Source organism: Rhizobium tumorigenes, from assembly GCF_003240565.2.
Taxonomy (GTDB): Bacteria; Pseudomonadota; Alphaproteobacteria; order Rhizobiales; family Rhizobiaceae; genus Rhizobium; species Rhizobium tumorigenes.
Genome location: NZ_CP117258.1, coordinates 1 through 21,309, shown reverse-complemented (window position 1 = coordinate 21,309; position 21,309 = coordinate 1). Strand labels below are relative to the sequence as shown.

At 59.1% G+C, this 21,309-nt stretch carries 18 protein-coding genes and 1 tRNA gene; 5 read left to right on the top strand and 14 right to left on the bottom strand.

The genetic code is table 11. From position 1 onward, the window contains the following. The first annotated feature begins 10 nt into the window (after nucleotides 1–10). Nucleotides 11–346 (top strand): hypothetical protein, encoded by a 336-nt coding sequence (locus tag PR017_RS23695; RefSeq protein ID WP_240539090.1) that lies wholly within the window; start codon nucleotides 11–13, stop codon nucleotides 344–346. 1 nt (nucleotide 347) lies between these two features. Here PR017_RS23695 and PR017_RS23690 read toward each other — a convergent pair whose 3' ends face one another. Next, nucleotides 348–818: a terminase small subunit-like protein gene (locus PR017_RS23690; RefSeq protein WP_111221632.1), complete on the bottom strand. Its 471-nt coding sequence runs from the start codon at nucleotides 816–818 to the stop codon at nucleotides 348–350. A 353-nt stretch (nucleotides 819–1,171) separates the two neighbouring features. Between PR017_RS23690 and PR017_RS23685 the strand changes: the two genes are divergently transcribed. Both PR017_RS23685 and PR017_RS23680 read left to right on the top strand, forming a co-directional pair. Then, nucleotides 1,172–1,705 carry a hypothetical protein gene (locus PR017_RS23685; protein WP_133255638.1) on the top strand — a complete coding sequence of 178 codons (534 nt, stop codon included), beginning with the start codon at nucleotides 1,172–1,174 and terminating at the stop codon, nucleotides 1,703–1,705. Nucleotides 1,706–1,749: 44 nt separating this feature from the next. After that, a complete protein-coding gene (locus tag PR017_RS23680) occupies nucleotides 1,750–2,103 on the top strand; it encodes a hypothetical protein (protein WP_111221634.1) in 354 nt (117 codons plus the stop codon). Nucleotides 2,104–2,312: 209 nt separating this feature from the next. Here the strand turns inward: PR017_RS23680 and PR017_RS23675 are convergent. Then, nucleotides 2,313–3,091 (bottom strand): IS5 family transposase gene (locus tag PR017_RS23675; protein WP_425070025.1). Its coding sequence is split into 2 segments (ribosomal slippage): nucleotides 2,313–2,749 and nucleotides 2,749–3,091, totalling 780 coding nucleotides; the frame shifts between segments, so codons are not numbered across the junction. A gap of 103 nt (nucleotides 3,092–3,194) precedes the next feature. Here PR017_RS23675 and PR017_RS28625 point away from each other — a divergent pair. Next, a complete protein-coding gene (locus PR017_RS28625; protein ID WP_425070058.1) occupies nucleotides 3,195–4,532 on the top strand; it encodes a recombinase family protein in 1,338 nt (445 codons plus the stop codon). On the opposite strand, the gene PR017_RS23665 is transcribed toward PR017_RS28625, so the two are convergent. The 4 genes from PR017_RS23665 to PR017_RS23650 all read right to left on the bottom strand — a co-directional run bounded on the left by PR017_RS23665 (nucleotide 4,489) and on the right by PR017_RS23650 (nucleotide 7,882). Then, nucleotides 4,489–4,565, bottom strand: a tRNA-Met gene (locus PR017_RS23665). The two genes, PR017_RS28625 and PR017_RS23665, sit on opposite strands and share 44 nt — an antisense overlap. A 149-nt stretch (nucleotides 4,566–4,714) precedes the next feature. Continuing rightward, nucleotides 4,715–5,914, bottom strand: a complete 1,200-nt coding sequence (mnmA, locus tag PR017_RS23660; RefSeq protein ID WP_111221574.1) for a tRNA 2-thiouridine(34) synthase MnmA — start codon at nucleotides 5,912–5,914, stop codon at nucleotides 4,715–4,717. Nucleotides 5,915–6,111: 197 nt separating this feature from the next. Further along, nucleotides 6,112–6,420 carry a hypothetical protein gene (locus PR017_RS23655; RefSeq protein ID WP_425070056.1) on the bottom strand — a complete coding sequence of 103 codons (309 nt, stop codon included), beginning with the start codon at nucleotides 6,418–6,420 and terminating at the stop codon, nucleotides 6,112–6,114. Between the two features lie 355 nt (nucleotides 6,421–6,775). Beyond that, the gene (locus PR017_RS23650; RefSeq protein WP_111221392.1) at nucleotides 6,776–7,882 is read right to left on the bottom strand and encodes a mechanosensitive ion channel family protein; all 1,107 of its coding nucleotides are present in this window, start codon (nucleotides 7,880–7,882) and stop codon (nucleotides 6,776–6,778) included. Between the two features lie 261 nt (nucleotides 7,883–8,143). On the opposite strand from PR017_RS23650, the gene PR017_RS23645 reads away from it, so the two are divergent. Then, complete coding sequence (locus tag PR017_RS23645) at nucleotides 8,144–9,106, top strand: glycosyltransferase (protein ID WP_111221393.1); 963 nt, start codon at nucleotides 8,144–8,146, stop codon at nucleotides 9,104–9,106. Between the two features lie 70 nt (nucleotides 9,107–9,176). On the opposite strand, the gene serA is transcribed toward PR017_RS23645, so the two are convergent. The 8 genes from serA to repA all read right to left on the bottom strand — a co-directional run bounded on the left by serA (nucleotide 9,177) and on the right by repA (nucleotide 21,309). After that, nucleotides 9,177–10,772 carry a phosphoglycerate dehydrogenase gene (serA, locus tag PR017_RS23640; protein ID WP_111221394.1) on the bottom strand — a complete coding sequence of 532 codons (1,596 nt, stop codon included), beginning with the start codon at nucleotides 10,770–10,772 and terminating at the stop codon, nucleotides 9,177–9,179. Between the two features lie 83 nt (nucleotides 10,773–10,855). Then, nucleotides 10,856–12,034: a phosphoserine transaminase gene (locus tag PR017_RS23635; protein ID WP_111221395.1), complete on the bottom strand. Its 1,179-nt coding sequence runs from the start codon at nucleotides 12,032–12,034 to the stop codon at nucleotides 10,856–10,858. A 137-nt stretch (nucleotides 12,035–12,171) separates the two neighbouring features. Beyond that, entirely contained in the window at nucleotides 12,172–12,957 is a 786-nt protein-coding gene (locus PR017_RS23630; protein WP_111221396.1) for an outer membrane protein, read from the bottom strand. Between the two features lie 250 nt (nucleotides 12,958–13,207). Continuing rightward, complete coding sequence (locus tag PR017_RS23625) at nucleotides 13,208–14,056, bottom strand: outer membrane protein (RefSeq protein WP_111221397.1); 849 nt, start codon at nucleotides 14,054–14,056, stop codon at nucleotides 13,208–13,210. A gap of 224 nt (nucleotides 14,057–14,280) precedes the next feature. Further along, nucleotides 14,281–16,908 (bottom strand): MGH1-like glycoside hydrolase domain-containing protein, encoded by a 2,628-nt coding sequence (locus PR017_RS23620; RefSeq protein WP_111221398.1) that lies wholly within the window; start codon nucleotides 16,906–16,908, stop codon nucleotides 14,281–14,283. 673 nt (nucleotides 16,909–17,581) lie between these two features. Then, nucleotides 17,582–18,904 carry a plasmid replication protein RepC gene (gene repC, locus PR017_RS23615; RefSeq protein WP_111221399.1) on the bottom strand — a complete coding sequence of 441 codons (1,323 nt, stop codon included), beginning with the start codon at nucleotides 18,902–18,904 and terminating at the stop codon, nucleotides 17,582–17,584. Between the two features lie 155 nt (nucleotides 18,905–19,059). After that, nucleotides 19,060–20,037 carry a plasmid partitioning protein RepB gene (gene repB / locus PR017_RS23610; RefSeq protein ID WP_111221400.1) on the bottom strand — a complete coding sequence of 326 codons (978 nt, stop codon included), beginning with the start codon at nucleotides 20,035–20,037 and terminating at the stop codon, nucleotides 19,060–19,062. 75 nt (nucleotides 20,038–20,112) lie between these two features. Then, nucleotides 20,113–21,309 (bottom strand): plasmid partitioning protein RepA, encoded by a 1,197-nt coding sequence (gene repA, locus PR017_RS23605; RefSeq protein WP_111221401.1) that lies wholly within the window; start codon nucleotides 21,307–21,309, stop codon nucleotides 20,113–20,115.

Sequence of the window (21,309 nt, the reverse complement as noted above, 5' to 3'; positions counted from 1 at the left end):
CTGAAACGTTTTGGCCCTGATACTTGTCAGCGTCCTGAACCCGCTCGAGCGGGCGAAAACGAAGCCGGCCGCCGCCTGGAAATGTCCACGTCTTTTTCTGGTCATTCCACCCGGCGCCGATCTTGCCGTAGATCTCCTTGCTGCGCTCGATGGCATCGTCGAGCATTGGCAGTTCGCGCCGGCAGAACAGCGCGTTGAACGCCGAGCCGTACATCGATGCCTTGATCGCGTACTTGCCCAGGACGCCGTCAGTCTTGCCGCCACCGCGGGCGCCGCCGAAGAACGCCTCACGGAACGGGCAATCAACGAGCGCTTGCTGCGGCCCGGCCTGAGGCGCCCAGGCTAATCTAAGATTTTGACCCATGCTCTTTGAGCCAATCTGCTTCGGTCACTGGCTTGGCGCCGATGACGAAATTGAGCTTGCCGTCGACAGATACATCGAGCTTGTCGCCATAGACCTTCGGGCGAAGCTTGCCGGCCATCCATTTGCGTGCATCAATGCGGAGAGCCGACCGGCGCAGCGCCTCGCCATTTTCCATCCAGCCGATATTTTCCTCGTCGGCGTTCTTCTTCTCCATCCAATCGTTTTGCCCATCATCGGCAATCGTCAGGATGTCGTCGAACAAAGCGTCGGCTTGCGTCTCGCGTGCGCGGGCGTATCTGTCCCGAAACTGCTCGTCAGCAGCAAGCCATCGAAAGACCGTGGACTTGCCTGGCATAGCTTCGTCAGCGCAAATGCCCTTGAGGCTTTCCCCATCAGCTAGGCGCTCACAGATCAAATCAGCTAGGCTTTCACTGTAGATGGTAGGCCGACCCACGGGGCTATTCGCTGTCACAGCTTATTCGCCCTTAGCGAGGAAGGCCGTGAGAGATGCCACCTCTGCTCCGTTACGCCGCCACCGACGGTAAAGATTTGTCCCTTGTGACTATACCGCCAGATGTTTGCCAAGCCGAGACTTGGTCGCTTAGTGGATCCTATATGGATTAACATGAAACGCCTCTTCGGCACTGCAGCGGTTGGCTTCTCGTAAGAAAATGACCGCGACAAACGGCGGCACTCCACCTTATTTTACACTCGTAAAAAACCACTTGTTTTACGAACGTAAAATGGTAACCTTGTTGTGGCTGGCAGCAAAGAAAGTAAGACCAGTTGTGCAAAAGGATGGACCACATGACCTTGAATTTCCGTTTGAAGTCGAGGGGAGATGCTGCAGAGCTCACTGCAGCAAATCACCTTCCGCAACCGCCGACCGCCGAGCAAATAAGGGAGCGCGAGATCGCAATTGAGCGATCAATGTTGGAGCTTCTGGATCTCTTGTCGCCGACTATAGCGGGCGATGCTCACGATGCCGCAATGATTGCGCTAGGTGCATCGGCCGCTGTCTTTGTTGAGCCCCTGTCACGCCATGAGGTGCAGACATTGGGTTGTGCACTTTACATGGAAAAGCGAGGCAGCGCTTTCACCTATCACGACATACTGCGTCTTACCGACCGCTTTTCTGGCAAGGCTATGAATCTGACCATGGTCTACAGAACAATCGAGCGATTGATAGATCGTGGGATGCTCGTGCAAGAAGATGTCGTTACTGACGAAAGTGAACGCTCTCGTCGTTACGTCATTCATGGCCTTGGCCGCGAGGCATTCAGGATGGCCGTTCTGAACTCAAAAGTCCTTGCCAAAGCGAAGAGTTATGCCGCCGCGTGATCGGCGACATTCTAATACCACCATCAGCAACCCAGGAGATTTCTATGATTACCCAAACTGCAACCAGGGCGCCGCCCGCGATCGGAAAGGATCCACCCATGACACCAAATGTTCCGAAGAACATCCACGCACTGATCAAACAGGCAATTCCCGATCCGCACTCAGCGCTGAATTATTTTTCAGCCCTAGACCAATGGATTATCGATTTGCGACGAGCAGGCCGGGATGAGGAAGCTGACGACTACCTTGAAGAAACCCGCGCTGATCTTGAAGCGATCGTAGTTCAAAACGGGATAGCAAAAAGCCGGGCACGATTTAAGGTAGTGGCTACCTACTTCGTCCCGGCTCTTATTGCTATTTTGTCTCGCATCCTTACGGATCATCTGCCGTTCGTCTAAGAAGTTCGCCCCTTCTTAGTGGACAGATAGAGGCGGCCCTTGGGTCGCCTCTTTTTCTTACATCTGCGCGGTTAACATGATCTTAAGATTTTTGTTCCGCGCGAATGAAGTGATGCGCACTTATCACAAATAATGTTGACATTTTCAAGACCCGAAATTGAATAACTAAAGATTCGCAGTGACTCATTCTGATGGCAGAAAAATCCGCACTAGGCCACGGACTCATTAGTTGAGGCGATCCATATCCTCGTCGCGACAAGCTTGAGGGCGGCCATGTAATTATCAGCGCGCCGGTCGTATCGCGTCGCGAGGCCTCGCATCTGCTTGATACGGTTGAAGAACCGTTCCACGAGATTGCGCTGACGGTAGACCCAGCGGTTGAAGCTGAATGTCTGCTTTCGATTGGCCTTTGCAGGGATATTCGCCCAGCACTTGCGTTGCTTGGCAAAGTTACGAATTGCGTCGGTGTCATATGCCTTGTCGGCGAGGATCGTCGCGCCGGGCCGCAGGTCGCTCAACAGCTTTTCAGCCATCGGTGCATCGGCGGCTTGGCCGGCGGTGAGTTCAAGCCGAACCGGTCTGCCATCTGCATCGACAAGAGCGTGGATCTTTGTCGTCAGGCCGCCGCGCGAACGTCCCATGCAAGGATCGGCAGATCCCCCTTTTTAGCGTTGGCACCATGCTGGTGAACGCGAACACAAGAACTGTCGATCATCACGATGTCTCCATCGTAACGCTTTGAAACGGCGTCCAGAAGACGATCCCAGACGCCCGCCTTGCGCCATCGGGAGAACCGATTGTAAAGCGTCGTGCGCGGGCCATAACGCTCCGGCACATCTCGCCAAGACGAACCAGTCCTGAAACGCCACAGGATGCCGTTGATCACCCGGCGGTCATCGACACGTTCAATTCCACGGCTATTGTTCGGCAAAAGAGGTGCAATGATAGCCCATTCTTCGTCGCTCAATTCATGACGGCGCATGGCAATCTCCTTTCAAGGAGATTGAATCACACACCGTCAATAAGATGAACCCCGTTTATGGGGACACTGCCTAGACCGGCTGTCCCGCGACCAGGAGGATCTTGCCGGGATGCACAAGCGCCTGACGTTTGCGGGGGTGGAGATCATTTCCGTCCACGACGGGAAGGCCGACAATATCCAAGTCGGGATACGCGGGCTGGTATCGTCGCTCTTCCTGACCGACCTCAAGAATAAGACCCGTAGAGGCATGGCAGGCGTCATCAACGACGGGCGCCACGCCGGAGGGCGTGCCTACGGCTATCGCGCTGTGCCGGGCCAGCCTGGCGTCATGGAGATCCATGAGGGCGAAGCGGAGGTGGTTCGTCGCATATTCGATGAATTGATTTCGGGAAGCCTGCCGCGGGAGATTGCCGGACGGCTCAACACGGACGGCATTGCCCCGCCTCGGGGCATCGCGTGGAACGCCAGCACGATCAACGGCTCCGCCAGTCGAGGCAACGGGATCGTCCGCAACCCGCTTTACGCCGGCAAGCTGGTTTGGAACCGAGTGAGAATGGTCCGTGACCCCGACACGGGCAAGCGCTTGAGCCGCGCGAATGGCGAGGCTGACATCAAGACGGTCGACGTCCCTCATTTGGCGCTCGTCGCGCCAGAGGTCTTCGAACAGGTCAAAGCCGCTGTGGACGGACGTGCGAAGAAAGCAAGAGATGGGGAGTTTGTTCGCCGGCCGAAGCGTTTGCTGTCAGGCCTGCTGCGCTGCTCACATTGCGGCGGCGGCATGTCGATGCATGACCGGAACGGCGATGCCATCAGGATCCGTTGCTCGCGATCCATCGAAAGTGGAGTTTGCGCGAATCGCCGCAAATACCGGCTTGATCGGATTGAGCAGGCGGTGATCGCCGGACTGCGCACCCAGCTGCAGCACCCTGAGGCGCTGGCGGAATATGTCAGGGTCTACCGGGAGGAGCGGCGCGATGAAAACGCGAAGTGGATTCGGGAAAAGACCGCGAAGGAGCGGCGGCTTCAATCCCTCGAAGCGCAGCTATCGAAGATGGTCCATCTGTACACCACGGACTTGCTGTCGATCGAGGATTTCGAAGCACAGAACAAGCCGCTGCAGATCGAACGCGCGGAGTTGAAAGCTGACCTTGCCGAGATGCCCTCGATACCAGTTATCGAGCTGCATCCGCAGGCCTACAGGCAATACCAAGCCGCGCTGGAAAATCTGGCCGGCCGGCTTGACGAACTGGACCCCCGGCTTGATGCCGACGCAATCGCCTCATTCAGAGCCCTTGTCGACAGCGTGGTCATTCACGACACGCCTGCAGGTGGTGTAGAAGCCGAAGTAATCGGCCACTTGGCGGCGTTGATCGGAAGGGATGCGGAGTTGCTGGGGGGACGGATGGTAGCGGGAGAGGGACTCGAACCCCCGACACGCGGATTATGATTCCGCTGCTCTAACCACCTGAGCTACCCCGCCGCAAGACCTTTGCGACACTCTGGAATTCGAGGCGAAAGGTCTGTTTGGTTGAGCGGCTTATAAAACCGCCTTCACCTTAGTGTCAAGCGCGGCGGAGACAAAAATCGACGCGCCGAATGACGGGTAATCTTGCGGGCGGCTGGCAAGGCTCAGGCGGCGACGGCGGGGCGCAGCAGCGCTGCGAGCGACGCCTCGGCCGAGGGCTCCCGTTCGGATCGTTCGATAAAGCCGCCGCCGTAGACCCGGGCGTTGTCGCCGGGTGCGGAATAGAGGGCGCAGGCCTGTCCCGGGGCAACGCCGGCCTCGCCGATCGTGAGATCGACATAGATGCCCGACGCGTTGACATGCAGCACGGCTGGCGTCGGCTGGCGGGTGGAGCGAACCTTGGCGTAGCATGCGAACCCCTCGCCCGCAGCGGCCACTTCCAGCGCCTCGTCGCCGAGCCAGTTGACATCGCGCAGATGAACGCGGTGCGTCTCCAGCGCCTCCCTCGGGCCAACGATGACGCGGCGCGAGCGGGCGTCAAGGAAAACCACATAGAGCGGTTCGCCGGTGGCAACGCCGATGCCGCGCCGCTGGCCGATCGTGTAGTGCAGGATCCCTTCGTGACTGCCGAGCACGCGTCCGTCGAGATGCACGATCTCGCCGGCCAGCGCCGCGTTCGGCTTCAGCTTGGTGATGATGTCGGAATACTTGCCCTGCGGCACGAAGCAGATGTCCTGACTGTCAGCCTTCTTGGCAACGACAAGCCCCATCTCCTCGGCGAGAGCCCGGGTGTCGGCCTTCGGCAGACCGCCGAGCGGAAAGCGCAGGTAGTCGATCTGCTCCTGGGTCGTAGCAAACAGGAAATAGCTCTGGTCGCGATCGGCATCGGCAGGCCGGTAAAGCGCCCGGCGCCCGGGATTGTCGGCAGAGGGGTTCGGACGCGAGCGGATGTAATGGCCGGTGGCCAGCGCGTCGGCTCCGAGTTCTCTTGCCGTTGCCAGCAGATCGGCAAACTTGACGGTCTGGTTACAGGAGACGCAAGGGATCGGCGTCTCACCGGCCACATAGCTTTCCATGAATGGATTGATCACGGTATCGCGGAAGCGCTGCTCGTAGTCGAGCACGTAGTGAGGAATGCCGATCGTCTCACAAACCCGGCGCGCGTCGTCGATATCCTGGCCGGCACAGCAGGAACCGGCGCGATGCACCGCGGCCCCGTGGTCGTAGAGTTGCAGCGTGATACCGAGCACGTCGTAGCCCTGGCGCTTCAGGATGCCGGCCACCACGGAGCTGTCAACGCCGCCGGACATGGCAACGACGATGCGGGTATCTTCCGGCCGCTTGTCAAAATCGAGTGTATTCACGGTCTGCCTGCCGTTCCCTTGTCGCGCGTTCTGATGACATTCCGCGCCATGCCCGCAGAGCGGCGACATATTGGTTGCCGGACCGAAAGCGGCTCCGGAAACCTGCGGTTTCTACCAGACGATATAGAAAGGATTGGCTTTGCACGCAAGGCCCGGAACGGAACCGCAGGCAGCAGACCTATTGACGGCGCGGGAGATCAAAGCGCGCGGTCGTGCTCAAGGCGCCTGCCTCGGCGGCGAACGATGGAAAAATTGTAGGTCGCCGCATAGCCGGTGGAAACGATGAGCGGCAGAGTAATTGTCTGGGCGATCCGTGGCGTGCCGCCGAGGCGATGAATCACGATCAGGACGACGGCAGAACACGCAGCGGTAATCAGCGGCGGAGCCCAGAGCGCCGCACTGCCTGGGAAACGTCTTGCAAGCACGTCTATGGCCGACTTCTGAAGCACCATCAGCAGCGCCGAAAGCATTCCCTGCACGAGCCCCGCCGACAGGGGCTGCGGCATGGGATACCTGCGATTGGCATAAAAGGCCCAACTGCCCATTGCAGCGAAAACCACCAGGAGATGAACAAGCATGCTGGATGCAAACCGACGCAACACTGACCTCATGTAGGACCATCCAGTACCGAAAAAGACATGCGAAGAACGGCACCGAAAAGACGACGGAATCGAGGCACCGGGCGACAAAACCGCAATGTCCTCAATCAGATTTGCCATAGCACCGCCCCGGATGGCGCGATCACCGGCGTTGATGGAGGCTACCGAGATGGAGCTTTTTTTGCAGACCGTCGCATCAGGATCTACAGCAAGCATCGACCCTGCGTCGCGAGACCGCGTGCGTCGGCGAGCGCTGCTGGGCTTACGCCGCCGGGCCCGGTTTGCTCGTCTCGCACGACATCAGTTCGCGCATGTCCATGCGCAACTGCGGCAGTGCCTTTGGATACTCCGACTGAATGAACTCGATCAGTTTTTCACGGACCTCGCACCGAAGGTCGAACGTTCGGCCGGCGCTCGATGCGGACACGAGAATGCGAACTTCCAGCACGGTTTCGCGAAAATCCGTGACGGCTAGATTGACAACCCGCCGGTCCCATAGGGCGGATTCAGCCGCTATTGCCTCGACCTTGGCGCGCAAGGCCGCCACCGGCACGCTGTAGTCGAGATAGATCATCACGGTGCCTATCAGCGACGAGCTTTCGCGAGTCCAGTTCTGGAACGGTTTCTCCATGAAATAGCTGAGCGGCAGGATCATCCGGCGCCAGTCCCAGAGCTTGACCACAACATAGGTCGAGGTGATTTCCTCGACATTGCCCCATTCGCCCTCCACGAGCAGCGCGTCGTCGATGCGGATAGGCTGGGTAATCGCAAGCTGTATGCCGGCAAACAGGTTCTTGAGAACCGGCTGCAGGGCGAGACCCAGGACGATACCGGCAACGCCGGCAGAGGCAAGCAGGCTGACGCCGTATTGGCGCACCGGCTCGAATGTCATCAGCGCTGCGGCGATCGCCACGATGACGATCATGAGATCGCCGATACGCTGCATGATCTTCGATTGCGTCACATGCTTGCGGGCAAGCAGGTTGTCCTCCGCATCGAGCTTGAAGCGCCGGAGGTAGACGATCATCCAGATGTGCACGGCCGATTTGCTCATCCAGGCCACCTGCGCGATGAAGCAGATGAGCAGGACGTGGCGCAGCAAAGACGCCTGCACCTCGGTCAACGGCGCGACCGAGACCGCAAAAGCCAGTGCTGCGACGACGATGGCAAAACGCGCCGGACGTTCCGTGCGCGAGATCAGCGACCGCCAGAATAGGTCCCAGGTGGCGACCAGCCGCGTGAGCATGTTGAAAAGCAGCTTGTGGACCACGAGGCCAAACAGGATTGCCGCAATGATCAGCACGAAGCCGACGACCCAGCCGGGCAGCCAGTTCAATTGATCGTCGACTTTCGCGAGGAATTCCTTCATGCGCCGAAAATAGTGTGCAGTGCGACATAGAAAAGGGTGCGCTGCAAAATTAGCAATCCGAGCTCGGCCGCAGCCCGCCGTTGCTCTCACCTGTCAGGATGCCGCGTTCAGATTTTGTAAACCATCCCCGTTCGACGGTCGGCGAATAGTGGAGCGACCGGCCTCATCAGCACCAAATCTTAAAGACACGCCTTTAGGCTGTAGGCCCGTGCTGCCCCCAAAGTGTTGTCACGGAAAGCCTCTGCGTCCTGGAGCTGCCGAATGCTGGAAGTCACGGAATTCAAACCCTCGTCGGCGGCCTTCGGCAAGAAGCGTATTGCCGTGCTGCTTCCCTGCTACAACGAGGCCGTGACAATCGCCAAGGTGGTGGCCGATTTCCAGATGTCGCTGCCGGGCGCCGCCGTCTATGTCTACGACAACAATTCATCCGACGGCACCGGCGCCATCGCTCGTGCTGCCGGCGCCGTCGTTCGGGTGGAGAAGCGGCAGGGCAAGGGCAATGTCATTCGCCGCATGTTCGCAGACATCGACGCCGACATCTATGTGCTTGCCGATGGTGACGGCACCTATTCGGCCCTGTTTGCGCCGATGCTGATCGACGCGCTGGTTTCAGACGAGCTGGATTTCGTCAACGGCTCGCGCGTTTCGACACTCAGCGGCGCATATCGGCCCGGCCATCAGTTCGGCAACAGGCTCCTGTCCGGGATCGTCCGCTGGATCTTCGGGCCGCAATTTTCCGACATGCTGTCCGGCTACAAGGTCCTGTCGCGCCGTTTCGTCAAATCGTTTCCGGCCATGTCCAGCGGCTTTGAGACGGAGACCGAACTCGCGGTACACGCGCTGGAACTGCGCATGCCCTGCGCCGAATTGCCGACGCCCTACAGCGAACGGCCCGAAGGTTCGGTCAGCAAGCTAAACACGGTGCGTGACGGCGCCCGTATAATGCTGATGATCGTCAAACTCATCAAGGAAGAGCGGCCGCTGATGTTCTTCGGCCTGTTCGGCCTCCTCTTCTTTACCATTGCAACCGTGCTGATGGTGCCCGTCCTGATGACCTATTTCGAGACCGGCCTGGTCCCGCGCCTGCCGACGGCAATCCTCAGCCTCGGCATGGTGCTGCTCGGTTTTCTCAGCATCTTCACCGCCCTCATCCTCGACATGACGACCCGCGCCCGGCGAGAGATCAAGCGCCTCATATACCTGTCCGTCGGTCGCATTCTGTGAATACCGATAAAAACGCATACAGCCGGCGCGATCGCTCGCGCCGGCTGTATGCGTTTATCATCACCTGAAATCAGTCGACGTTGAAGACCAGAGGCCGCGCCTGGCGGATCGCCGGGTTGGCGGTCAGCTTTGCCAGCACATCGTCGCTGATAGCACCATCGACGTAGAGCAGCGCGATCGCATCGCCGCCCTGGCTGTCGCGGCCGAGCTGGAAGTTGGCGATGTTGACATCGGCCTGCCCGAGCGTCGTGCCGATGAAGCCGATCATGCCGGGAACGTCGGTGTTGGTGATGTAGACCATGTGCTGGCCGACATCGGCGTCCAGGTTGATGTTCTTGATCTGGATGAAGCGCGGCTTGCCATCCGAGAACACGGTGCCCGCGACAGAGCGCGTCATGGCATCGGTCTTGACGGTAAGCTTGATGTAGCCGTCATAGACGCCGGTCTTGTCGCGCTTGACCTCTGATAGCACGATGCCCTTTTCCTTGATCATGATCGGCGCCGAGACCATGTTGACGTCGGACACCTGGGTACGGATCAGGCCGGCCAGCAATGCCGATGTCAGTGCCTTGGTGTTCATGTTGGCCGTGACGCCGTCGTAGAGGATCTCGATTTCCTTGATCGGCTCGTCCGTCACTTGGCCGACGAAGGCGCCAAGCACGTCGGAAAGACGGATGAACGGCTTCAGCAGCGGTGCTTCCTCGGCCGTAATGGATGGCATGTTGATGGCGTTGGAAACCGCACCCTTCATCAGGTAGTCCGACATCTGCTCGGCGACCTGCAGGGCGACATTTTCCTGCGCTTCGGTCGTTGCAGCGCCCAGATGCGGCGTGCAGACGACGTTCGGCAGACCGAACAGCGGGCTTTCCTTAGCAGGCTCGACCTCGAACACGTCGAAAGCCGCACCGGCGACATGGCCGGACTTGATGGCTTCGGCAAGGGCTGCCTCATCGACCAGCCCGCCGCGCGCGCAGTTGATGATGCGAACACCGGGCTTCGTCTTCGCAAGCGCTTCCTTGTTGAGGATCCCGCGCGTCTTGTCGGTCATCGGCACATGCAGGGTAATGAAGTCAGCCTGGGCAAGAAGCTCCTCCAGTTCGACCTTGGTGACGCCCATTTCCTCGGCCCGCTCCTTGGACAGGAAGGGATCGTAGGCGATGACGTGCATCTTCAGCCCGAGGGCGCGCGAAATGACTATGGAGCCGATGTTTCCGGCACCGATGACGCCGAGCGTCTTGCCGGTGATTTCGACACCCATGAATTTCGACTTTTCCCACTTGCCGGCCTGCGTCGAGGCGTCGGCCTGCGGCAGTTGGCGGGCAACGGCGAACATTAGTGCAATGGCGTGTTCGGCAGTCGTGATCGAATTGCCGAACGGCGTGTTCATGACGATGATGCCGCGGCGGGACGCTGCCGGGATATCGACATTGTCGACGCCGATGCCGGCGCGGCCAATCACCTTGAGGTTGGTGGCGGCAGCGATCAGCTTTTCCGTCGCCTTGGTCGCGGAGCGGATCGCGAGACCGTCATAATTGCCGATGATTTCGGCAAGCTTGTCCTTGTCCTTGCCGAGTTGTGGCTGGAAATCGACGTCGACGCCACGGTCGCGGAAAATCTGGACGGCAGTTTCCGACAATTCGTCGGATACGAGAACGCGAGGTGCCATGATGGCCTCCTGAAAATGGGTTCAGCGATGAAGTCAATGGAATGCTATGGCTCCGCCCTCTTGGCGGAGCCTGAAACGCTCGGTCAGGCGGCGGCCTTGGAAAGCGTTGCCTTCTGCGTCTGGAAAGCCCAGGCGAGCCAGGGCATCAGCGCCTGCATATCCGATGTCTCGATCGTCGCACCGGCCCAGATGCGCAGACCGGACGGCGCGTCGCGGTAATGGCCGACGTCGAATGCCACAGCTTCGTTTTCGAGGAGCGCGACAAGGCCCTTGGCGAAGGCAGCCTGGCCGTCCTCATCGAGCGCCGAGACTTCCGTGTCGACAATACGCAGGCAGACGGATGTGTTGGACGCTGTTTCCGGCTTTACCGCGAGATTGGCGATCCAGCCGTTGGCAGCGACGAAATCGGCAATGACCTTGGCATTGGCATCGGCCCGGCCGATAAGCGCCTTCAGGCCCCCGAGAGATTTCGCCCAGAGCAGCGCATCGATGTAATCCTCGACGCAGAGCATCGACGGCGTGTTGATCGTCTCGCCGGTGAAGATGCCTTCAATCAGCTTTCCGCCCGAAGTCATGCGGAATATCTTCGGCAGTGGCCAGGCAGGCACGTACGTCGTCAGCCGTTCGACGGCACGCGGCGACAGGATGATAACCCCATGGGCCCCCTCCCCGCCCAGAACTTTCTGCCAGGAGAAGGTGGTCACGTCGAGCTTGGCAAAATCGAGGTCCTGCGCGAAGGCTGCCGAAGTGGCGTCGCAGATCGTCAGGCCCTTGCGGTCAGCCGGAATGAAGTCGGCGTTCGGCACGCGGACGCCGGAGGTGGTGCCGTTCCAGGTAAAGACGACGTCACGGTCGAAATCGATGCTCGACAAGTCCGGCAGCTCGCCGTAGTCGGCTTCGATCTTGCGCGCGTCCTTCAGCTTCAGCTGCTTGACGACATCCGTCACCCAGCCGGCGCCAAAACTTTCCCAGGCCACCATATCGACGCCGCGCTCGCCGAGCAGCGACCACATCGCCATTTCGACGGCGCCGGTGTCGGAGGCGGGCACGATGCCGATACGATAATCGGCCGGTACATTCAGGATTTCACGGGTAAGGTCTATGGCTTGCTTGAGCTTGGTCTTTCCGACCTTTGCGCGATGCGAACGGCCAAGGGCCGCATCGGAAAGAGCATCGAGCGACCAACCGGGGCGCTTCGAGCATGGGCCAGAAGAAAAATGGGTATTATGCGGACGGATGTCCGGCTTTGCGGTCTCAGTCATGAGGCTATCCTCTCAGATAGAAAGCCCTTCGTTGGGGAAGGGTGGCCCGCCGCTGTGGGTAAAGGGCGACGCGGCGGAAGTCAAGACGGGGTGTCGTGACGAGAGGATCTTTTGTCGCGGCTGCGACCTTGAAAAATCTACCAAGTGGTAACGCGCAGTCCGACGCGGATTTCCTGACGGGCCATCGCGCCAGTGGCACCAGCAGCCGAGTTAGAGGCGGAAGATCCGAACATGTCGCCTCCGGCCACGTGACTATAGCGGTAGCCGAGATCGAGCTTGACGTTCGGTGAGAGCTGATAGGCAACACCTGCCATCAATGCATAGGTAAAGCGCCAGTCGGCATCGCCGGAGCTCCGCGCGCTCGCGACATCGCTGGCACAGCCCACGCAGGCGCTCGTCGTTCGGACATCGCCCCAGCTTACCCGGGTTGCACCGACGCCTCCCCCGACATAGGGGGTGAACCCGGCAACCGTTCCGAGATCGACATAGGCATTGGCGAGCAGGCTGCCCGCTTTGAAGGATGCGGAAGTCTTGCCGGTACATCCGGTTCCCCCTGCCCCATCAGCACATGGTGAAGGCGTCGAGAACCTGCCGCTGAAATCGCCGCGGAACAGGTCGCCCGTGACATCGGCACGAACGAGATCGTTGAACTGATAGCCGACGCCAAGGCCACCGGAGAAATCGTTGCCACCAAAGCGGGTCTTGTCGAAACGCACGCTGCTGGCGTCATCGCTGCGCAGCCGGGCACCGTGTAGGCTTGTTTGCACCGCATAGCCGAGATCGACACGGCCGTAAAACCCTTGGGCTTCCTTGACGCTGACCTCGGGCACTGTGATCTCGGGGGGCATATCACCGCCAAACGCAGCGCCTGCCGCCGATACAGTCATCACCACGGCCGCTGCCAAAGCATCGAAGCGGATCATCGCAAGCACTCCCCACCGGGCACAAGGCCCGCATTCCAGCCAGACGCGCGCCAAGGCGAATCTGCCAACCGTTTTGATTTCATTAACCATAGGGAATTCATGGTTAATGAACGTTTAACCGGCGTTGCTCCGGCGTCGCGAAGACAGGCCTGTTGCCGATTGGTATCAGGTGAATGGTCGCCGGCGCCGACAATGCAAAAGCCGCCCGGAGCGACCGGGCGGCTTTTGCGTTCAATGTAAAGAGAGCTGTTTACTTGTAGACAGCCGGGGCGACCGGGATTTCGGCCGGAGGCATGTAGCTGGCCGTCTCGCAGCCACCGAAGTTGTAGCGGGCGCCGATGCGGGCTTCGTGCAGGTTCAGACCCTTGTCGTAACCGGGACCACCATTTTCGGCAAAGCCGAACATGTCGCCGCCTTCGATGTGGCGGAAGCGATAGCCGACGTCGGCCTTTAGGTTGCAGGTCAGGTCGATCGCGGTACCGGCCATCAGCGCGTAGGTGAAGCGCCAGCTGCCACGGCCGTTATGGGTCACGGTTTCGTCGCAAGAGGACGAATCGGCATCCGAGCAAGACGTGTTGTGGAGCTTGTCCCACTTGATGTAGGTGCCGCCGAGACCGCCGCCGACGTAAGGCGTAAAGGCGCCGTAGTGGCCGATATCGACATAGGCGTTGGCAAGCAAGCTGACGGCAGTCAGGGAAGAACTGTCACGCGAAGTCGCCGCAACGGCGGAGAAGTCCGGTCCGCAACCGCCGCAATCGCCCTTGGTCGAGCCTTTGAAGTCCGACTTGAAGAGGTAGTCGATTGTCGCGTCTGTGCGCAGATAATCGTTGATCTGGTAGCCGACACCGCCGCCAAGCGTGAAGCTGTCATCGAGCTTGGCAGAATCGAAGTCCTGCATGTTGCTGTTCGAGCCCTGGAAATAGTTGGCTCCGCGCAGGTTGCTGAAGGCGTAGCCGACATCGCCGCGCAGATACCAGCCGCTTGACTGCGCAACGGCAACTTCCGGCGGTGGGGCCTGTTCCGGCTGATAGAGATCGGCAGAGAATGCCGTCGTCGCAGCCAGGGCCAAGGCAATGGCCCCAATCAAGCTTTTCATCATGTTCGGCTCCCAAATTTGTCTAGCCGCTGGCGTGTTTGCGCATGCCAAAACGGAGTTCATGAAGCGGATCATGCAATTAAATGGTTAAGGGCCGATTAAAAGCCCTGTTGACTGGCTACCAGACTGCGTTAAACGAACGTCTATCACCGGAAAATTTAAAACTTTTCCGATTATCGAAAATATCCTTTCGCCTTTACCGACGAACAGTCGTTCGTCGGCTATTTTCATCGGGCTTGTCCGGTTGTGGAGATGAGGTTGGCAATCAGCGCCGTCCACCCGGTCTGGTGTGAAGCGCCCATCCCCCGGCCAGTATCGCCATGGAAGTATTCGTAAAACAACTGATATCCTTGGATAGAGTCGGCTGCGGGTGTAGCGCTGCCCTCCGCTTCGGGTACAAACAATCGGGCAAGACGCTTGGTCAATTCGTCGGCCACCCCGTCCAGGCTCATGAAGACGCCTGACCCGGTTGGGCATTCCACCAGGAAGTCTGGCCCGAAATAGCTGTGAAATTTACGCAGCGCGTCGATGAACAGGAAATTGACCGGCATCCAGACCGGCCCCCTCCAATTCGAATTGCCACCGAAGAGACCGCTCTCCGCCTCCCCGGGCGTATACGGCACCTCGATGGAAATGCCTTTGGCCTGGAAGCGGTAAGGGTTTGACGCATAGATTTTCGACAGGGATCGAACTCCGAAATCGGAGAGGAACTCCTGTTCATTGAGCATGTGCCTGAGCAGCCCCTTCAAGCGATGACCGCGTAGCAACGACAGAAGGTGGCTCTCCCCCTCGCCGTGTTCTGTCCAGCGTGAGACCAGCGATGCGAGTTTCGGACGGTTCTGCAGCAGCCAGCGGGAGCGGGCAGCAAAGGACGGAAGCTTGTCGAAAATATCGTTGTCCAGCACTTCGACGGCGAAGATCGGAATGAGGCCGACCAGCGACTGGATGCGGATTGGGACAGACGATCCGTCCGTGTGCCGCAGCATGTCATAGAAGAAGCCGTCATCCTCGTTCCAGAGCCCCTCGCCGGTTTCGCCGATATCAGCAACGGCGCCGGCGATCAGCAGGAAATGCTCGAAGTATTTGCTCGCCATGTCCTCATAGACAGGATCGCTCAACGCCAGCTCGATGGCGATCTTCATCAGGTTGAGCGCATACATCGCCATCCAGGCGGTGCCATCGGCCTGATCGAGCACCATGTTGTCAGGCAGCGCCTCTGAGCGGTTGAACGGGCTGATGTTGTCGAGCCCGAGGAAACCGCCTTGGAAGAGGTTGCGGCCATCCGAATCCTTGCGGTTTACCCACCAGGTAAAATTGAGCATCAGTTTGTGCATGATGCGCTCAAGAAACGAGATATCGTCGATGCCGGTCAGCTTGCGGTCGATTTCATAGACCTGTAGGGCTGCCCAGGCCTGCACCGGCGGATTGACGTCGGAGAAATTCCACTCGTAGGCCGGCAACTGGCCGGACGGATGCATGAACCAGTCGCGGGTCAACAACAACAGCTGCTGCTTGGCAAAATCCGGATCGACCAGCGCCATGGGCAGGCAATGGAAGGCGAGATCCCAGGCGGCATACCAGGGATATTCCCAGGCATCCGGCATCAGGATGATGTCGGCGTTGTTGAGATGGCGCCAGTCCGCATTGCGCGCCTTGCGTCGTTCCGCAGGCGGCGCTGGAAGATTGGGGTCGCCGTCGAGCCAGCAGGGAACATCGAGAAAATAAAACTGCTTCGACCACAACAGTCCGGCAATGGCCTGGCGGTGGACGGCCCGAGCAGAAGACTGGGCAATATCCTTTTGCACCGCTTCGTAGAAGGCATCGGCCTCCTGCCGCCGGAGTTCGATGATCGCGTCAAAATCGCCGAAGGGTTCGGATGCCAGCCCGTCTTCCCGCCAGCGGAGGCGCATGGAGACACTTCCCTTTGCCGGCACTTCGAACACCTGTCGTGCAGCGACCTTGCTGCCGCCCTGGCGATCGACGGACGACTGCACGCCGGAGACGACGAAATCGTTGATCCCATCCTTGAAACGCCCTTTGGCCTCAGAGCCGAAAAGGAGCGGTGCATTGGTATCGTTTTCGCAGAACAACAACTCGGAGGGCTGATCGACACTGAGGCGCCACGTCTTCTTAGCTGTCCGGGTTGCAAGCACGTCGCCATTCGCCTGCGCCTCCAGCCGCGGACGCCTTGGATCGTCCGACCAGGACCAGGTATTACGCGCCCAGAGCTGTGGTAGCAGGTGAAGCACAGCGGCCTCATCCGACGCATTTTCCACGACAATATGCATCAGTATGTCGTCCGGACCTGCCTTTGCGTATTCGATGCTCACGTCGAAATAACGACCCTCGGCAAAGATCCCGGTATCGGCAATTTCGAACTCCGGATCGAGCCGCGTTCGTTTGGCGTTCTCGGAGCGCAGTTGTCCGTAGGGGAAAGCCGCCTGCGGATAGCGATAGATCATCTTCTGGTAGGAATGGGTCGGCGTCGCGTCGACATAGTGGTAGACTTCTTTGACGTCCTCGCCGTGGTTTCCTTCGGCGTTGGCAAGCCCGAACAGCCTCTCCTTGAGGATCGGGTCCTTGCCGTTCCACAGGGCCAGTCCCAGACACCAGCGCATGCTCTCGTCGCAGAAGCCCGCAAGCCCGTCCTCCCCCCAACGGTAGGCGCGGCTTCGGGCATGATCGAACGGAAAGAAATTCCAGGCGTCGCCATCGGCGCTGTAGTCCTCGCGAACCGTTCCCCACTGACGCTCGGACACATAAGGGCCCCACCGCCGCCAGGCAACACCGCGCTTGATCTCCTGCAGTCGTTGCCCCTCAGCCGTTGCCAGCACCGCACTATCGACAGTCGTCATCACTTACACACCGCACAGGAAACGAGCCGCACGGGCGGTCGTTGGTTTGCATCAAGGCCGGATCAGATCCGTAAGGCCTCTGTCGGATACGTCAAGCGAGCATAAATGAGTGAGCAGATCTTCAACACCTGTCACGAGGAAGGCGCTCAGGGGCCACTGAGGATCTACCGCGGAGAAATTTGAGGGTCGGGGCAGTTAATAAACGAGCCGGTCGGTGGTTTGGCTAAGAGGAAACACCTGGCGCGACCGGCAGCCACTGTTTCTGCTCGCAAGTGAGTTGGGCTTTCGATCCACCGGCAAGACCAGGGTCCTCACAGGCTGCACTGGATACCGACGAGGACGGCTCGGCTGCAACTGGTTTAAGACCCCTTGGATTGGTGTGGTAGAATTTTTCAAGCCGGCGCTGATGCATGGGGTACTCTATATGTACGTCTGGTAAGAATGTTTGCATATTAACAAATATAGGGCCCCCAGCAAGACGCTCTCCACACCTTAGCGGCAGTAGAAAAGGCCTGTCACGCCGGATGTCACGCCTAGTTGCTGTTTCAAGCAGATAGGCTAATTTTACAGACAATATCCCGGTATTTATCAATGATTAACTATAACGTCCATCTGTTTTTCTCGCTCTTAACGGCACTTAAACGTGCCAAAACTTCCGCTGCTGCATTCCCACTCATCCCGTCCGCTCGCGTCTGCCGGCGTTGGCCCTTGCGAGCGACATCAGCATTGGTCCGATGGCGAACTCGCCGCGCTCCGTCCTGCGGGTGAGGTCGCGCAGATATCCGCCGGCCGACGTGATGCTGCCGGCCCTTTCCAGCACGCAGGCCATGACGGTCGCGGCATTCTCGGGTCCCATGATGGCGCAGGCCTCCTCGTAGGCACTGGGGCTGACCCCCAGCATCGAGCGGACGACGACGGCCGCCGCCATCAGGTCGCGCCAGCTGCCGATACTGCCACCCGGGCCGTAGGACAGGATTTCCGGGCAGGCCTGCAGCACAAGCCCGAGCGGAAACGCCTTCAGGCCCGGTTGATCTCCGCCGGCCATCGCCAACCTCCCCGGTTTCACCAGAGGACCACCCATCAGGCTTTTGCGCTCGCTGCTCTCATCCGCTGCAGCGGTTTGTTCCCTCGGCATATCCGGCGACTGTGGTTGGATTGCCGATGTTTCGCCCTGCTTCTTGTTCGAAGCTGGTTCAAGATCAGATTTAGAGTCGGGATTTGAATTCTGTATGTGGCGCTCAGCGTGGGACTCATTGGCGTGCATATTTTGAACATTTATGCGAACTTCCAACAGGTTGAGCACTTCCTCGCGCAGCATCTCCATTTCTTCGACAGTAGGGGTGATGTCATGGATGTCGGGAGAGCGCGGGATCCGGGCCACGAGATCGCGGAAATGGCCATGCACCATCGTCCAGTCGCCCGGCACGCCCTCTTCCAGAGCGGTCTCGATCAGTTTGGCAATGTCACGCCGGCAAAGCGACAGGCGCTCGCGCATCGCCCTGAACAGAGCGCGGTCGACGGTGACCTGCGCTGCCAGCGCCTGGATCTCATCAGCGCGGGCAATCAGCGGGGCGATATTGAAGCCATAGGCCTGGTCGACCTCCCCCTCTCCGTCCCGACGCGCAAAGCGCTTGCCGTTCGGGCTGTCCTTGCGCACCAGCAATCCGGCCTCCACCAGGGCTGCCAGATGGCGGCGCAGCGTTGCCGGCGCGATGCCGTGGGCACGGATCGAGAGCTGGGCGTTGGACGGAAAGACCACGAGACCGTGCTTTGCACTGAGCTCAGTGCCCGGATAGAAGCTCAGCAGCGCGTTCAGCACCGCGAGCGCCCTGTCGGAAAGACCGAGCAGCGGCTTTGCTTCGCACAGCGCGCGAAAGATCTTCCACTTGTCGACCGATTGTTCCGGCGCGATGTCGTTGGCCTTGTACTGGCTTGCCAGCATGCCAAGCGTCATCGGCCGCCGCCCAAAGGGCGTCGTCACACTTCCTGTCTGCATTTTCTTGTCACCTTCAATAAGGCAATAGAAATCTGCTCACCAAACGGCGCCAAGACTCTTGACAGTGATTCCGGGAAATGCGATTCTCAGTCTGCTAGAACTTCGAGAAGGGCTTCCACAGCGGCAACGTTTTGGGGGCCTTTTTCTTTTGCGGTTCAGTCTCCTGCTTTATTCGCGTCACGACTGGAAAACGTCTGGTACAGCTGTTCCAGATTTTCCGACAGATACTCTCCGAATGCCGCAGCATCCTTGGATTTCAGCGCCAGCGAGAATGTCCTGCCGTCGTGCTTTGCTGTGACACTGACGCTTTTGTCCGCCAGCGACCATGATTTTTCCCGAACTTTGCTTGCAACCCGCTTGCTCTGCTTGAGGTGTGACATGAGCCTGTTAAAGCGCTCGTCACTGGTCGCCTCCGCAAATTCTGGGTTGCCAATGAAGGCCATCGCCTTGTCCAGGCTGGATGGCTTCTCCAGGAGTATCTTCAACTCGTACCAGCGATCTCGGCCGATCGACTTCGCAGCGCCGATGGCCTCCAGTATCTCCGGTGGAATGCTTGTGACCGCCAGCATCTTTGAGAGCGTCGCACGATCGAGCGACAGCGCCGTCATGATGATATGGTTGTCATTGTCGTAATGAAGACGCGACAGCTCGCCCGCAAAGACAGCACGTTCTATGAACGAGAGGTTGGCGCGGGCAGAGTTCTCCTGTCCCTGCGCAACAACATGCTCCCGGTCTTCCATCGCCTTGACGACAGCGCGAACCTTACGACCCAGCGTCTTGGCAGCCCTAAGTCGCCGGTGGCCGAACACCACCATGTAGCGACCAACAGCCTTGGGATGCGGCCGGACCAGAATGGGACTGTCTTGTCCCCTCTCCCTGATACCGTTCACCAGCTCCTCGAATTCCTTGGCGTCGTCTTCGAGGCGATCCTTGATGAAGGAACCATCGACGACATCAGGATCGAGCTCAACAATCGTTTCTCCCTCGAGCAATTTGTCTGCACGGCTGGCGAGCTCATCGATCGAGTTCAAAATCGACCTTGAAGCGCCCTTGATGGTATAATCGAGCACCGGCCGGGTTTCATCCGAAACTCGGTCGTCCATGACATGGGCAAAGGGGTTCTTACGCGCCATCTATGTTACCCTCCAATTGCACTAGACCTTTGAATAACATCGAAAAATCGTCGCTTTTGACGGCAGTCAACATTGTTACATCCGCCCCCATGCCCGATGAATCAACCCCTGTATCTCGAAATTGACTGCATCCATGCATTCGATGGCACGGTCATAGGTCCCACGCGTGAAGTTCGAGCGCTCGACTTCATATAAAGTCTGCTTTGTGAGACCCGCATCCGAGATCGCAGTAGTCTTGACCATAGGGCTTTGCAATATCTCCTCAGCGAGCATCGATTGCATGAAGCCCAGCATCTGCACCTGCGGCACATCCGTAGGCTCATACCGGGTGATGAGATAGCGCAACCAGTCCATCCGTACATCCGCACCCGCCTTCTTGATCGTCCGGGTGATGTTGCCAAGCATCAGCAGGAACTGGCTCATCGACATCAGGTCGAGCATTTGCGGGTGGACGGTGATGAGAACGGATGTCGCAGCAGTCAAAGCGGTCAAAGTCAGATAGCCGAGCTGAGGCGGGCAATCGATCACCACGACATCGTACCTGTCGTCGACTTCCAGCAGACCCTTGCCAAGCCGCGTGAAGAAACGCTTCCCCTCGGTGCCGACCTGCATCGCCAGCGGCGTATCGTATTCGTATTCCTGTAGCTCCAGATTTGCCGGGATGATATCGAGGCCGGGGAAATTGGTCCGCAGGATCACGTCGCTGATCGGCTTGCGCTCGTCATCATACCGGATCGTGTCATAGAGCGAGGGGTTCTTGTCCAACTCGGGCTGAAAGCCGTGAAGTGCGGAGAGTGAAGCCTGCGGGTCGAGATCGATCGCGAGTACCCGATGCCCGGTCAGGGCAAGGTGCTGGGCCAGATGGGCGGCCGACGTCGTCTTGCCCGACCCGCCCTTGAAGTTAACGACGGCCACCACTTGCAGTTTGTCGCCTGCCTTGCGATGCGGCACGTACTTCTTGGCTTCGGCCTTTCCGGTTTTATCCAGCAGTAGGCGAAGTTCCGACATCTGTTCCGCAGTGTAGAGGCGACGCCCGCCTGACGAGGTTTCGGGGACGGGGCCCTTGCCTTCCAGATGCAATCGCTTCAGATTGTTGGGGCTCACACCGAGATAATGCGCCACCTCCGCCATCGAAAACTTGCGCAGCGTCTTGCGGGCATTGGGCGGAAATTTCTCAAAGCGAAGCTGATCCAGCTTGCGCGAGATTTCTGCCCCCTGCAGCAGGATCTTGTCGTCGAACTCAAACGACGGCAGCGGAGTGAAAGCGTTCAT